This is a genomic window from Enterococcus sp. DIV1059_2 (assembly GCF_051713685.1).
Lineage (GTDB): Bacteria > Bacillota > Bacilli > Lactobacillales > Enterococcaceae > Enterococcus_D > Enterococcus_D casseliflavus.
The window spans coordinates 2034808-2049386 of the sequence record NZ_JBIOQK010000001.1 but is presented as its reverse complement, the minus strand read 5'-3'; the positions used below and the strand labels follow the sequence as shown (position 1 = coordinate 2049386).

Here is a 14579-nt window from a genome sequence, read left to right as displayed (position 1 = left end):
GGTTGACATATGATTGTTTGTTCATATATAATCAGGGTATAAACATGATTGATCGTTCATATGTTCGATGGAATAGAGGAGGTTTTGATGATGGCTGAACATACTTGTCAACACGAGCACACAAAAACGAAGGGACATACGCATACCCATGATCATGGGACGTTTCCTCGTAAAGTTTACTTCGCGGGGGTAATCTTCTTTATAGTGGCGCTGTTTATTTCGAATCAATGGGTAAAAGACGGGGTTTATTTTGCTGCAGTTTTATTAGCGGGCTACCACATTTCGTGGGAAGGGATCGAGGATACCGTAAAAAGCACAAGAATCAATCGGCGCTTTACGCCAAATGTACATCTATTGATGTTATTAGCAGCGATAGGGTCAATGATCATAGGCAATTTTAATGAGGCAGCCTTACTGATTTTGATTTTTGCTGGTGCTCACTTTTTAGAAGAATACGCGGAAGGGCAAAGCCGACGAGAAATCACCAATCTTCTCAAATTGAATCCAACGGAAGCACGTTTGATGGGCCCAGATGGGAAAGCCAAAAAAATTGTTGCTTCAGAGATAAAAAAAGGGGATATTTTACAAGTTTTGCCTGGTGATCAGTTAGCAACAGATGGGGTGATTCTTTCTGGCACGAGTGCCATCAACGAAGCTTCCATCAATGGCGAGAGTATACCGCGAGAAAAAACAGCGGGAGACGAAGTTTATGGCAGTACCATCAATGGCAATGGAACATTTTTGATGGAAGTCACAAAAGACAGCTCGGAAACGGTCTTTGCCAAAATTCTTTCAGTCGTTGAAGCGGCACAGTCGAATCAGTCACCAACAGAAACACGAATCAAAAAAATCGAACCAATCTATGTAACCATTGTTTTCATTGCAGTCCCTTTGTTCATCTTAACAGCACCGTTTCTACTTGGTTGGGATTGGTATACCAGTTTTTATCGCGGGATCGTGATGATGATTGCAGCGTCTCCTTGTGCGTTAGCGGCAAGTGCGGTACCTGCTAGTTTATCTGCGATTTCAAATCTAGCGAAAAAAGGGATTCTTTTTAAAGGCAGCAACTACTTAACGAATTTTGCTCAGATCAAAGCGGTGGCATTTGACAAAACGGGCACGTTGACCGTCGGAAAACCAACGGTCACGGATGTCATTTTCGTAGAAGCCATCGATCAAGCAGAGGCCGCTTCCATCATCGTTTCGCTGGAAAAACAAGCCAATCATCCATTGGCAGATGCGATCGTTACTTATTTTGAGAAGAACAATAAAGGGCAGCAAAACGAACAGCTGACGGTTACGAATGAGATTGGTTCCGGTTTAGTAGCCGTCTCAGGAACAAAAACCTATCGATTAGGAAAAAGAACCGAAAACTCCCAGTTAACAGGTTCGTTGGAGCAACAGTACCGTCACCTGGAAGCGCAAGGAAAAACGATGGTCATTTTTTCCATCAATGAAGAGGTTGTCGCAATCATCGCTTTGATGGATGAGCCGAACGAACAGGCCGCTTCTGTGATTCGTTATTTAAAAAATGAAGGGATCCATACCGTTATGATCACCGGAGATAGTGCATCTGCTGGGGAAGCCATCGGAAAGCGGCTAAACGTTGATCAAGTGGCGGCTAATGTGTTACCTGAGAACAAAGCGGAAGCGGTTCGAGCACTCCAAGAAGCCTACGGACAAACCGCCATGGTGGGGGATGGCATCAATGATGCGCCCGCACTTGTTCAGGCAGACATCGGTTTTGCGATGGGGGAAGGGTCAGATGTTGCTATCGAAGTGGGGGACGCCGTGATCATGAAAAATGATCTTTCACGCTTCGCGTATGCCTATCGCTTAGCGAAGAAAATGGATCGAATCATTTGGCAAAATATTTTCTTCTCCATGTTTATCGTCGCATTATTAGTCGGGTTGAATCTATTTGGAAAAATGAATATTGGACTGGGGGTATTTGCCCATGAAGGAAGTACGTTGATTGTATTGTTTAACGGGTTGCGCCTTTTGCGCAAACTGCCAGATGCATAAAAAAAAGCGGCTATCGAAGGATAGCTGCTTTTTTAATGACTGAATTGTGTCGAAGTTGGAAAATCAAAGGCATCGATTTTTTGCAATCGATTTTCGATCCTTCTTAAAATCCCTTCAGAGGAATCCAACGGTTTGATTGCATGATAAGCAGTCAGTAACAGGTCTTTTTCTTTAGCGGGACGGTTTTCGATGCGGTAGATATTTGCTAGTCGTTCCACGTATTCATAATGACTATAGTCTGTTTTGTTGATCAAGAAATGCAAGAGATCTTTTGCTTTTGCGTAGTCTTCTTGAAGATAGAAACTGATTGCTTCACGATACAATTTGATATCAAGTTCTTCGATCTGGTCAGGGGTTGCTTTAAGCGCACGCCACTCATTGATCGAGATTTTTCGTACGACTTTGCCAGTTGCATCGGTCAAAAAAATTACCGGTACATCGTTTGGATGTTTTGCTTCTTGCTTGATTTTCTTCATGTCGCACCTCCCGCGTGTCAATGGACTGACTGTTTGATATCTCCTATTTTAAAAGGAATAGCGGGAAAAGTCTACATGTAGATGTTAGATTCGTAGGAAATTTTAAAACATTCTCATTTATTAGGCTCTTTTTCGTTGAAAATGGTTGACCGCATCGGAGGCACCCATGAAAATCAAGATCCCGCCAAAAATTTGGAAGAATAACAACCAAGTGGCGAAGGGATTCAATACTAGGATGATCCCTGCAGCAATAATCAATAGACTGATGATCAAGCTAGTGATATAAGGTAAGCCAATGCGTTTTTGGTTAAAGCTTGCCATCAATCGGGTGCAACCGCTGATGGTGATCATGATTCCTAAGAAAAATGGCACGATGGCAAGTAATCCTTTGGCAAAAACTAAAATCGCAGCTGCCGCAATCAACAGTAAGATACCAGAGACGGATTGCACATTGCGATAGCCCTTTTGTTTTTCTTTGTAGCTCGTATACAAGCTAATGATCCCTAAACATGCAATATACCCGGCAACAAGATAAACGATCGTGTTGAAGACAGATCGTGGTGCAATCAAGATGATGAAGCCAAAGACGATATATACGACGGCACGAAGTAAATCATAGCGTTGTAATTTATCAAAAAATGCATTCATGATAATTCCTCCTTTTTTTCCTATTGTACCGAATTCTTGTTAAAATAGATATCAAAAAACCTACGAAATAGGCTAAGCCTTTTGTATCAGATGGTTTTTTGGTAGAATAAGGAAAAGAAAACAGAACGGAGAGTATTATGAGTGGGTTAACGCTAGTGATGTGTGCCTTTACGATCGTTTTATACCTTTATTTATTCGTGGTAAGGAAAGACATTCAATTTCTTGCTGTGGAGCGCAAACTAAGCAAGGTCGCCATTACGATTTTTTCAGTAATGATTATCCTATCTATGGTGATGATGGAAGAGGCACTTGATAATCGGGTGCGAGGGATCGTTTCGGGTTTGGTCTTTTTGAGCTTTGTTTTAGATAGCCGCGGCTTAGCACTTGATCGAATCATTGTCCATCCAATGAGTATCAAAGGGGTACTATACCAAGAGATCGATCGAGTCGTTTTATTTCAAGAAAAGGAAGGGCAGCCCATCAAGATGAACTATTTTCGAAGAGGGATGAGAGGCCCATTAATGAAATTCAAGCAGCCATTAGCAGAATTGGTTGTTTTCTTGTCAGAACACTTGAATGAAGGGACACCGATCGATATTTTAGTCGATCATGATCAAGGAACAAAGGACTAAAAGACCCTCGATTACTGCCAGTTTAAGGCGTAATCAAGGGTCTTTTTTTAGGTCGAAAATTGATTAATGGAACACGCGGAAGCGCTCATCGTCACTTAGAAATTCTTTTTCGTTCGGTTCGCTTTCTTTTGAACCAAAGACTAGTTGCGCCCGCAGTTGCCAATTTCCAGGAATTGACCATTCAGCTGCAACAGCGTCATCGATGACAGGGTTGTAATGCTGTAAGTTGGCACCTAATCCAGCTTCTTCTAAAGCGGTCCAAGCGTTCGCTTGAGCGATCCCATTCGATTGTTCTGCCCAAACGGGAAAGTTCTCTGCATATAGAGCAAATTGCTCTTGCAAATTTTTCACGGTATCCGTGTGAATAAAGAATAGAACGGTTCCGTAACCCGCTTTAAAACCAGCAAGTTTTTGTTTTGTCGCTTCAAACGCTTCGGGTGGTGTCAATGGTTCTAACGCAGCCTCTGTTAATGTCCACAATTTTTCGTGGGATTCGCCAAATAAAATCACGGCTCTTGGTGATTGTGCGTTAAACGAAGTTGGACTATTTTTCACTGCTTCTTTCACAATGTCTTCGATTTCAGTGTCGGAAAGAGCCACATTTTTACCTAGCCCATAGATTGAGCGGCGCTGTTTGATTGTATCAAGAAATTTTGTCATCGTATTCCCACCTTTTCTATTGTCATAGAGTGAAGTATACATTCTTACTTAATGTTAGTAAAAGAAAATGCTTGGGACGTCAAAAAGTCAGGCAAACGCACCTGACTTTTTCTTATTGGGCATCGATAGCAATGAATTTAACGGTCACGTATTCTTCAGGGCCATATTTGCCGTTTTCACGACCAAAACCGGAATGCTTGACGCCGCCGAAGGGAGCCGCCGGATTTGAGATCGCAATGTCATTGACCCCAACCATCCCATATTGGAGGTTTTGGGCTACATTCGAGATCGTTTGCAAATTCGTTGAAAAGAAGTAGGAAGCTAGTCCAAATTCCGTATCATTTGCCGCAGCGATGACTGCTTGTCGATCCGTAAATGAGATCAATGGAATCACAGGTCCAAAGGTTTCTTCATAGTAGATAGCCATCTCAGAAGTAATCCCATCGATGACCGTTGGTGCGAAGAAGTTGCCTTTTTCGTATTCACCTTCAGTAAGCTTCTTACCACCGAGTAAAACTTTAGCTCCTTTATTTACCGCATCTTCCAACTGCTCGATGACTTTTTCAACGCCTGCTTGGTTGATCAAAGGACCAACAGTAGGGTTTTCCAGACCATTGCCGACCGTTACGGTTTCCATTTTCGCTAGTAATGTTTTGGTAAAGGCGTCTTTGACGGACTCTTCGACATAAATTCGATTGGGGGATGTACAGACCTGACCGTTGTTGCGGAATTTTGCTGCAATTAATTTTTCAGCAGCTAAATCTAAATCAGCATCAGCAAAAACAAGAAACGGGGCATGACCACCTAACTCCAATGAAACTTTTTTCAGAGTTGGTGCTGCTTGTTCATATAATTTCATCCCAACTTTCGTGGAGCCGGTAAAGGTGATTTTTTTGACTTGTTCATTTTCGGTCAATTCTTTCCCAATCTCAGAAGAATCACCTAAGACGATATTGACGACCCCGTCTGGAAGTCCTGCTTGTTGAAAAAGCTCGCCTAAAGCTAATGCGGATAGTGGGGTTTCTTTTGATGGTTTCATAACAAGGGTACAGCCAACGGCCATAGCAGGTGCAATTTTTCTTGCAATCATGTTAGAAGGAAAGTTCCAAGGTGTGATCGCGCCAACAACCCCGATCGCTTCTTTGCGTACCAGCCAATGATTGTGTTCAGGGGCTGGAATCACTTCGCCATAGACCCGTTGCGCTTCAGCTGCATTCCAACGGAAATTGTCAACGTTGGATTGGATTTCTGCCTCCGCTTCTTTTAATGGTTTTCCTTGTTCCATACTCATGATTTTTGCTAAACGATCGCTTTCTTCCTCCATCAAATCAGCAATGACGTTCATCAAATCGGCACGTTCTCGAGGGGAGCGTTTTGACCATTCGGGAAAAGCAATCGCTGCGGCATCGATTGCTTGCTTGGTTTCCTCGATCCCTCCTTGACTGACTTTTACGAGTTCTTCATTAGTGGCAGGATTGGTAACCGAAACCGACTCTTTTGTTCCTTCAAGCCATTTTCCGTTAATCAATAACTTTGTTGGTACTTGTGGTAACTGTTGGTTCATCTTGGCACTTCCTTTCAATAATGGGTTCTTATTTAACCCTAGCACGGATCAGAAAGGATGACAATTCATATGCAAGACTCTTGATTCTCCAAATTTTTGTAAAGAACCAAAGGGGAAATGTCCTGCTCCTATCATTTTATGGTAGAATAGAAAAATAAGAATGTTTGTTCGATTCTTGGGAAATATAGTAAAATGTTCAAGGAGTGAGGGACGCGTGCAACAAGTAAAAGAGCTTTTAAAAACAGTAGGATTTGTCGTGATCTTCACTTTATTCCTCTTGTTATTAAGACAGTATGTCTTTACTCCTGTGATCGTAAAAGGAGATTCGATGGACCCCACATTACATGATGGTGAGCGGGTGATTGCTTTGAAAAATACCGAGATCGAACGTTTCGATATCATAACGTTTGAAGCACCGGATGAAGCAGGCAAAAACTATATCAAACGCGTGATCGGTTTACCTGGCGATCAGGTTTCCTATCAAAACGATACCCTTTATATCAATGGACAAGCATATGATGAACCCTACTTGGATGAATTCAAAGCAGCTGTCACAGATGGCTTTCCATTGACCAGTGATTTTGATATGGGGTTATTTGGTGTTGAAGTCATTCCTGAAGGTCAAATTTTAGTGTTAGGGGATAACCGCCGAATTTCCAAAGATAGTCGTCAATTAGGTCTGATCGATGAAGCAACGATTTTGGGTGATGTAAAATTTGTATTCTGGCCAATTGCCGATTTTGGTATGCTAGGCAAAGAGTGAAATTCTGCGACCGTTTTTTTGTTTTTAAGGAGATTCTTTTAAAACAAAGACGCATTTGAAGAAGCGTGTCGCTGATTTTTAGTGTTTTTTTAAAAGACGATGGAGAGAAGGAGTCCTTTCATGAGTTTACGATTTATCCTTGGCGATGGCCGTTGTCGTCATGATCAAGCAGTGATAGAAAATGCAAAAAGTTGGTTAGAAAAAGACCATCAAGAAGTATTTTTTCTGGTACCTAACTACAACAAATTTGAACGAGAGCGCGAGATCCTTCAATTACTGAAAGAGGATCGCGTAGAAGATTTTGCTTCTATTCGCGCGCAAGTGTATAGTTTTCACCGTTTGGCTTGGTTTTATCTGCAGCAAACCGGCTTGCTTTCTCAAAATGCCATCACTGAAAATGGTGCCTCCATGATCATGCGTAAGCTGCTTTTGGAACTAGAAGAAGAACTCGTCTTATACCGTGGTGAGATCAACAAAGCGGGTTTTATCCAGCAATTGTTGGCGTTCTATCAAGAAATGCATACAAGTCGATTGGGGATCGAAGATTTATTGGCAGGTGGTGCTGCACCAAGCGCAACCCAAGACGAGGAGAAAAAATACAGTGAATTAGCGAAAATATTTCAACGATTTGAACAAGAACTTCTGGAGCGTGCATTACAAGTCGAACAACCGATCACCTTGATGACACGCTTTCTTGAAGGTTCCTTGCTGGATGATTCTCCAGTGGAGCAAGCAATGCCTAACGCGGTGTCAATGAACAAAGCACCAGATCTTTCCCATGCCTTATTTATTATCAGTGGGTTTTCCGCTTTTTCAACACAGGAACAGCAGCTGATTCAAGTGTTGATGAAAAAAAGTCATGTCATTATTGATCTTTTTCTGGATCGTGGGTATCCACAAGAGCTACCTTCACCGTTAAATTTGTTTTATGAAGCAGGGCGAACCTATTATCAATTGATCAGTTTTGCCCGAGAAAATCAAGTGCCGATTTATTTGGATCAGAAACTTTCGGTCAACCAAGAGGTAGACAAGGAAGCGAAGGGATCGATGCAACAGGCGTATAATGAAATTGAAACATTTTGGCGGCATACTCAGTCACAAGTCAACTATCAGCAACAGTCCTCTGTGAAGGACTTTCTGGCAATTTGGAAAGTTGGGAATCCAGAAGAAGAGATCCGTCAGATTGCAGCGTCGATCCGTGGGATGATGAGCGATAAGAAACGGTACCCAGCATTACGATACCGAGAGATCCAATTATTGATCGCCGAACCAGAAATCTATCATCAATATATCCCTAAAATTTTTACTGAGTTTGAGATTCCTTTTTATATCGATGAAGAGCAGATGATGGCGCAACATCCATTGGTTGAGTTTTTGAATGCTTTTTTTGCTTGTCAATCCTATGGCTTTCGCTTAAATGATATTTTACGGTTGCTTAGAACGGAACTTTACTTACCGGCAGCCTATCGCTCCGAAGCAGATTGGCTCGTTGGGCGTGACCAGTTTCGTAAGTTGGTGGATATTACCGAGAACAAAGCGTTGGCTCATGATTTCCAAGGAGCGAGTTGGACGAGAAACGAAGATTGGGAACTGATCGAGTATTTACAATCGGAAGAAGAGCAGACGGATAAAGTGGATTTGACAGCGTATACCAACCAGTTGCGCAGGGCCTTTAAACAAGATGTTGCTGATACTCTAGACTGGCTGACGGCTGCTAGAACGAACCGCGATGCGGTCGAACTGCTGTATCGCTTTTTACTGAATGCCGGTGTTGAAGAACAACTGCGGCATTGGCGAGATCAAGCGATCCAGCAAGGGAAGTTGGATCAAGCCCGTAATCATGAACAAGCATGGCAAGCCTTGATGGATTTGCTGGATGAATATGCTGCGATCTATGGGGAAGAGTCCTTTGATTTTGCGCTCTTTGAGGATGTCTTATTGACTGGCTTAGAAAATGTCACATTCGGGAAGATCCCAACAGCGATCGACCAAGTCAACATCAATCGCCTTGATCTGGCACGTCCAAAGCAAGCAAAGATCACATTTGCACCGGGATTGAATGAAACGGCGTTGCCAAGAAAAATAGAGAACAAAACGTTGTTGACGAATGAAGAACGTCAGCATTTCAATCAGTTGTTCAATGGTGAAAAATACCTTAGAGATACAGTGGTGGAAGGCAGTGTCAAGGAGCCATTTGCCTTTTATTCTGTCTTGCTTTCAGCAACGGAACACTTATCACTGTCCTATGCCGTTAATTTTGATACCCAGCAAAACATCAAAATGTCGCCTTATTTAGATCGCGTGGTCAAACGTTTGGATGTCCCACTGCAAGAGCGAGGGATATTGACGCTAGTCAGCGATCCAAGAAACTATGTCGGCAGTTACCGTGGCCTGATCTATCAAATCAATAACCTCAGTCAGCAAGCGCAAAAAAACAAAGAGAATTTGCCTAGGGTTTGGGAGCAGCTGAAACAAGCACTGCTGCGTTCGGAATGGACAGATTTAGCTGCCCAAGTATTTGAAAGCCAAACTCATCAAAATATTCCGATTCCTTTGTCTCAAGCACAAGCTGCGGCACTATATGGACCATCGATCTACAGTTCCATTTCTCAGATGGAGACGTTCTATCAGTGTGAATACAAGTATTTCGTCAGCTACGGATTACGGTTAAAAGAACGGGAAGTTTATGGCTTAAATCCAGCAATGACCGGTGAGTTTTTCCATGATGCGTTGGACCGCTTTGTCAAAGTCCTGATTGCTGAAAATATTTCCTTGACCCAGTTAACTGCTGACCAACGCGTGCAATTTGTGGAAGTCGTTTTGCAGGAAATTTTTGGCGAAAGCCGTTATCGCTTACTGACGAGCTCTGCTCGGATGAATTTTATTCGGTATCAATTAGGCAAGACGATTCAGCGAGTAGCGTGGGCATTAGCGAAACAAGGACAAAAAATGCATTTTAGTCCTGAAAAGACGGAGGTGCTATTCGGTCAGATCGCTGGCTCAAATGGAATCAATGGGATCGAATTGCCATTAAGTTCTGGCGGGAAACTGCATGTGCGGGGGAAGATCGATCGTGTCGATACGGCGAAAACGGAAGAAGAACAATGGCTTTCTGTTGTTGACTATAAATCTAGCAGCCGAGATTTTGACCTTTCTGAAGCTTACTACGGACTTGCGATGCAGTTGATCACCTATCTCGATGTCGCATTGACGGATGCTGTCCAACTGGTTGGTTCGCCAAATGTGCGACCAGCGGGGGCTTATTATCTGCATGTGCATAATCCGCTTTTGGACGGACAAGAAGCCAGTGAAGAAGAACGTTTAAAACGTTTCAAGTATGACGGGTTGTTTATTGACGAACCGGCTGTTTTCCCGTTGCTAGATGAGGATGTTGAAGCCAGCAAAAATTCACCGATATTCCCTGTTCGAAAAGACAAAAACGGCAATTATCAAAAAACAACGCAGGCGAAAAACAAGTTTTATACAGAAGAAGAGCTTGAACTGTTAAGAAAACACAATCGTAAAAACATGCAGCAAAGCGGTGAGAAGCTGTTGAGCGGTGAAATCGCCTTAAACCCGTCTTATAAAATAAAAGACAAAAAACGGGCGTGTGAATTTTGTCCGTTTCGCAGCATCTGTGACTTTGATGTATTGTTGAAAGAAAATGAGTACCACCGTTTAGAAAACTTATCTAAAGATGAGATTATCCATCGCTTAAGGGAGGAAGAAGATGAGTAAGATCCCTTTAAAACCGCAAAATGAAACCTTTACGGATACCCAATGGCAAGCCATTTTTGATAAAGGGGATAATATCCTCGTTTCCGCTTCAGCGGGTTCAGGCAAAACCACCGTTTTGGTTCGGCGAGTGATCGAAAAGCTAAAAGCAGGAACGACGATCGATTCTTTACTGATCGTAACCTTTACCGAAGCAGCTGCTCGAGAAATGAAAGAACGGATTCAAGTGGCATTGCAACAGGCCATCAATCAAGAAAGTGACGAGCAAAAGCGCCAGCACTTCGTTCGTCAGCTGCAGCTGTTGCCGACAGCTAACATTTCTACCTTGCATGCGTTTTGTTTAACTGTGATTCGGCGTTTTTATTATTTGATCGATTTAGATCCTAATTTCCGCATGATGACCGATGAAACCGAAATTTTATTGATGAAAGAAGAAATATGGACACAGCTGAGAGATCAACAATATGAAGCCAATGATGAAGCCTTCTTTCGTTTGACGGAAAATTTTTCAAGTGATCGTTCTGATGAAGGCGTCGGGGATCTGATCCTGTCTCTTTATGACTTTGCCCGAGCCAATCCAGATCCAGTCAACTGGCTAGCTCATCTAAGTGATCACTATATCGGCAAAGAAACCTTTGCTGAAAATATCCTGTACCAATCGCAAATCAAACCGACTTTGCAAGAAAATTTGAAGACAGCGGCGCATTTGCTGCAGGCGGCGCAAGACTATGCCCGTTCTGATGAAGCGATGGAAAAAGCGGCACAGTTGATCGATACCGAATTGGGCATGGTGGAAACCTTAAAGGCTCTGCTGGATGCAGACGATGTCGATGGCTTCTATGAGCAGATCCAAACATTGCGTTTTGGTCGTTACCCAGCTTTTCGCAAACCAGAACAAAAGGAATTGTCCCAAGAAATCAAGCCCTTACGCGATGATGCGAAAAAATTGGTCGAGCAATTGAAAGCCACCTTCCCGTATCCACCAGCTGAAATGATGGAGCTGCTTCATCGATCAGCACCTGTCGTTGAAAAAATGGCAGCGATGACCGAAGCATTTATGAAAGCATTTCAAGAAAGAAAGCTTTCAAAAGGCCGTTTAGACTTTAATGATTTGGAACATTTCACCTTGCAGATTTTACAAGGAGATGGCAGTGGAAGTGAGGCGTCGACCTATTATCGTGATCGCTTTGAAGAAGTTTTAGTCGATGAATACCAAGACGTCAATCGGCTGCAAGAGGCAATTTTATATTGGGTCAGACAAGTCGATCATAACCCTGGCAATATGTTTATGGTGGGGGATGTGAAGCAGTCGATCTATTCGTTTCGACTAGCAGATCCGACGCTATTTATCGAAAAATACTTGGCATTTGAAACAGAGAATGGTGGGCGAAGAATCGTCTTAGCAGAAAATTTCCGTTCTCGTTCCGATGTATTGGATTTTACGAATCTAGTTTTTCAACAACTGATGGATGAAAGGGTTGGACAAATCCCTTACGATGAGGCGGCAGCCTTGATTACCGGTTTTCCTGATTTTCCAGAAAGCGAGGCCTTTGCCACAGAGCTCTTGTTATATGAAAAAGAGCATGAATCCGAAGAACAATTGATCGATGACAAAACAGAAGGTGAAATGCAGATCACTGCCTTGAAGATTCGAGAGTTGATTGAATCAAAATTCATGATCTATGACAAAAAAGCCAAAACAAATCGACCAATCACTTACAATGACATCGTCTTATTGACCCCCACACGTAAAAACAATCTTGTCATTTTGGATGTCTTTAAGCAGTTTGGGATTCCGATGGCGGTCAATGATGCTCAAAACTATTTTCAGGCAACGGAGATCCAAACCGTCGTTTCTTTGCTGCAGATCATTGATAACCCGTACCAAGATATCCCACTTGTGGCCGTTTTGCGTTCGCCAATCGTCGGCCTAACAGAAGATCAATTGGCTGAGATCCGTTTAGCGAATCGTTCCAGCGACTACTACGATGCAGTATTGGATTACCATGGGCAACAAGAAGCGTCACCCTTGTGGCAAACGGTGGATGGATTTTTAACAAAACTGGAACAATGGCGAGAGGAAGCACGACGATTACCAATCCCAACCTTGCTTTGGCAAATCTATGAAGATACTGCCTATTTGGATTATGTCGTGGGACTGCCTGCAGGTCAGCAGCGCTATGCCAATTTAGCGGCATTGGTCCACAGAGCGGAGAAATACGAAAAGAGCAGTTTCCGTGGGTTGTACCAATTCATTCGCTTCATCGAAAAGATGCAAGAAAAAAACAAGGACTTGGCAGAGCCATTAGCTACACCAGTAGAAGATGCAGTTCGTGTGATGACCGTCCATGCAAGTAAAGGTTTGGAATTTCCTGTAGTCTTCTTATTGGATACAACAAAATTCTTTAATTACCAAGATTTTCAAAAACGCTATATCTTTGAAGAACAGCTGGGGGCTGGGATCCAATATGTGGAACCCGCAGAAAACCTTAAATTTGAAACACTGCCGTTTCAAGCCATCAAGCAAGTTCGTTTGAAAAAAGCCTTGTCAGAAGAGATGCGAAAATTATACGTAGCATTGACACGAGCAGAGCAGAAGCTTTTCTTAGTAGGCTCCTATAAAAATCAAGCGGATGCCTTTAAGACGTGGCAATCTGGCTTGACACAATCCGAGATGGTTCTTGATCCAGCGTTGCGCCTTGTTGCTCGGGGGAGCTTGATGGATTGGGTCGGACGGACCTTGATGCGCCATCCAGATATGGAAGCAGTATTCTCCGAAGCGTCAGAGCGCAAGCGAACGATCGATCATCCTGCTCATTTTCGTCTGTCATGGTGGAATCAAGAAACGATCACGCAAGAAGTCCAAGAGACGCTTGCGCCAGTCGAGGAGCCTAAACGATTGATTGCGCCAGATAGCAATATCGATGATCTTTTGAAACGCCTAGCCTATCGCTATCCTTATCAAAAAGCGACCCAAACGACTAGTTATCAATCTGTTTCAGAATTGAAAAGACTCTATAACGATCCTGATGATCAACAGACCACTTTGTTGGAATGGCGGTCGGTTTCCGAGAAGACGAATCCTCAGCAATATCGCTACGTACAAGATGAATTGGCGAAACCCAAATTTCTGCAAGAAACGAAGCCTCTCGCCAGCAGTATCGGAACCGCAACACATACGGTTTTGCAAATGATCCCCTTAGGAATGAAGCCAACACAAGATACTTTGGCGCTCCTGATTGCTGAACTCGTGAAAAAGCAATTTTTTTCTGAAGAAATCGCCAAAAAAATTGACCGATCGAGTATTTTATGGTTTTATCAAACTGAACTAGGTGAACTGCTGAACCAATTCTCTGATGTGGTGAAGCGGGAGCAGCCGTTTTCGATGCTAAAAGAGGCCGATACGATCTTTGAAGGGTTTGACGAACCAGATGCGCCGCTTTTGATCCATGGTATTATTGACGGCTATATTGAATTGGCGGATGAAATCATTTTGTATGACTTTAAAACGGATGATGTGTTCGGCAGTCAGGCTCAGATTGAACAGAAAATGCGCGAACGATATTATGGTCAATTAAAACTCTATTGCCAAGCATTGGAGAAAGCATTGAACAAACCAGTGAAACAGACCTATTTAGTGCTGTTAAAACCTAAGATGATCGTGGCATTCTAGCTGATCGATCCTAGTTTCTTACATTTCGTAAGTCATATGCTATAATAGGTAAAAGAGGTGATGGAGAATGATAAAAGTAGAATCGGATTATGCCCTTTGTCCTAAATTTGAAAAAGCTTTTTCTATTTTAGGCAAAAAGTGGAACGGCTTGATCATTGATGTCCTTCTTGAAGACGGCAAACAAAGATTTGTTGAGTTAGCAAACAAGATTCCTCAAGTGAGTGATCGGGTGTTAGTCGAACGCTTGAAAGAATTAGAGCGGGAAGAAATTGTCTGCAAAGAAAACAATCTTTACTGCTTGACGCCAAGAGGTATTGCTCTTGAAAAGAGTATGATGAGTGTGAAGCGTTGGGCAGAAACCTGGGTACGTGAGGAAGAATGCAGTTGATTTCTCAACGGAAAT

At 42.8% G+C, this 14579-nt stretch carries 10 protein-coding genes; 6 read left to right on the top strand and 4 right to left on the bottom strand.

Annotated features, from left to right (window positions below):
- Positions 1–90: 90 nt before the first annotated feature.
- Positions 91–2025: a heavy metal translocating P-type ATPase gene (locus IGI72_RS09525; RefSeq protein ID WP_438753953.1), complete on the top strand. Its 1935-nt coding sequence runs from the start codon at positions 91–93 to the stop codon at positions 2023–2025.
- A 32-nt stretch (positions 2026–2057) separates the two neighbouring features.
- On the opposite strand, the gene IGI72_RS09520 is transcribed toward IGI72_RS09525, so the two are convergent.
- A complete protein-coding gene (locus tag IGI72_RS09520) occupies positions 2058–2501 on the bottom strand; it encodes a hypothetical protein (protein WP_005226200.1) in 444 nt (147 codons plus the stop codon).
- A gap of 120 nt (positions 2502–2621) precedes the next feature.
- Positions 2622–3149, bottom strand: coding sequence for an HdeD family acid-resistance protein (locus IGI72_RS09515; protein ID WP_005226199.1), 528 nt, complete (start codon positions 3147–3149; stop codon positions 2622–2624).
- A 137-nt stretch (positions 3150–3286) separates the two neighbouring features.
- On the opposite strand from IGI72_RS09515, the gene IGI72_RS09510 reads away from it, so the two are divergent.
- Complete coding sequence (locus IGI72_RS09510; protein WP_005226198.1) at positions 3287–3781, top strand: hypothetical protein; 495 nt, start codon at positions 3287–3289, stop codon at positions 3779–3781.
- A 63-nt stretch (positions 3782–3844) separates the two neighbouring features.
- On the opposite strand, the gene IGI72_RS09505 is transcribed toward IGI72_RS09510, so the two are convergent.
- Together IGI72_RS09505 and IGI72_RS09500 are read right to left on the bottom strand one after the other, a co-directional pair.
- Positions 3845–4441: a nitroreductase family protein gene (locus IGI72_RS09505; protein ID WP_438753951.1), complete on the bottom strand. Its 597-nt coding sequence runs from the start codon at positions 4439–4441 to the stop codon at positions 3845–3847.
- A 112-nt stretch (positions 4442–4553) separates the two neighbouring features.
- A complete protein-coding gene (locus IGI72_RS09500; protein WP_438753949.1) occupies positions 4554–6005 on the bottom strand; it encodes an NAD-dependent succinate-semialdehyde dehydrogenase in 1452 nt (483 codons plus the stop codon).
- 214 nt (positions 6006–6219) lie between these two features.
- On the opposite strand from IGI72_RS09500, the gene lepB reads away from it, so the two are divergent.
- The 4 genes from lepB to IGI72_RS09480 all read left to right on the top strand — a co-directional run bounded on the left by lepB (position 6220) and on the right by IGI72_RS09480 (position 14564).
- Positions 6220–6768: a signal peptidase I gene (gene lepB / locus IGI72_RS09495; protein WP_005226195.1), complete on the top strand. Its 549-nt coding sequence runs from the start codon at positions 6220–6222 to the stop codon at positions 6766–6768.
- 120 nt (positions 6769–6888) lie between these two features.
- On the top strand, positions 6889–10506 hold the full coding sequence (locus tag IGI72_RS09490) for a PD-(D/E)XK nuclease family protein (protein ID WP_438753947.1): 3618 nt from the start codon (positions 6889–6891) through the stop codon (positions 10504–10506).
- Positions 10499–14176, top strand: coding sequence for a helicase-exonuclease AddAB subunit AddA (gene addA / locus IGI72_RS09485; RefSeq protein ID WP_438753945.1), 3678 nt, complete (start codon positions 10499–10501; stop codon positions 14174–14176). Before IGI72_RS09490 ends, addA begins: the two co-directional genes overlap by 8 nt.
- A 67-nt stretch (positions 14177–14243) precedes the next feature.
- Complete coding sequence (locus IGI72_RS09480; RefSeq protein WP_005226192.1) at positions 14244–14564, top strand: winged helix-turn-helix transcriptional regulator; 321 nt, start codon at positions 14244–14246, stop codon at positions 14562–14564.
- Positions 14565–14579 lie beyond the last annotated feature (15 nt).

Bases quoted from the DNA above. Each gene is read 5' to 3' on its own strand.
- IGI72_RS09515 (WP_005226199.1), bottom strand. From the start codon at position 3,149: ATGAATGCATTTTTTGATAAATTACAACGCTATGATTTACTTCGTGCC.
- IGI72_RS09500 (WP_438753949.1), bottom strand. From the start codon at position 6,005: ATGAACCAACAGTTACCACAAGTACCAACAAAGTTATTGATTAACGGA.
- addA (WP_438753945.1), top strand. From the start codon at position 10,499: ATGAGTAAGATCCCTTTAAAACCGCAAAATGAAACCTTTACGGATACC.
- IGI72_RS09525 (WP_438753953.1), top strand. From the start codon at position 91: ATGGCTGAACATACTTGTCAACACGAGCACACAAAAACGAAGGGACAT.
- IGI72_RS09510 (WP_005226198.1), top strand. From the start codon at position 3,287: ATGAGTGGGTTAACGCTAGTGATGTGTGCCTTTACGATCGTTTTATAC.
- IGI72_RS09480 (WP_005226192.1), top strand. From the start codon at position 14,244: ATGATAAAAGTAGAATCGGATTATGCCCTTTGTCCTAAATTTGAAAAA.
- IGI72_RS09505 (WP_438753951.1), bottom strand. From the start codon at position 4,441: ATGACAAAATTTCTTGATACAATCAAACAGCGCCGCTCAATCTATGGG.
- IGI72_RS09490 (WP_438753947.1), top strand. From the start codon at position 6,889: ATGAGTTTACGATTTATCCTTGGCGATGGCCGTTGTCGTCATGATCAA.
- IGI72_RS09520 (WP_005226200.1), bottom strand. From the start codon at position 2,501: ATGAAGAAAATCAAGCAAGAAGCAAAACATCCAAACGATGTACCGGTA.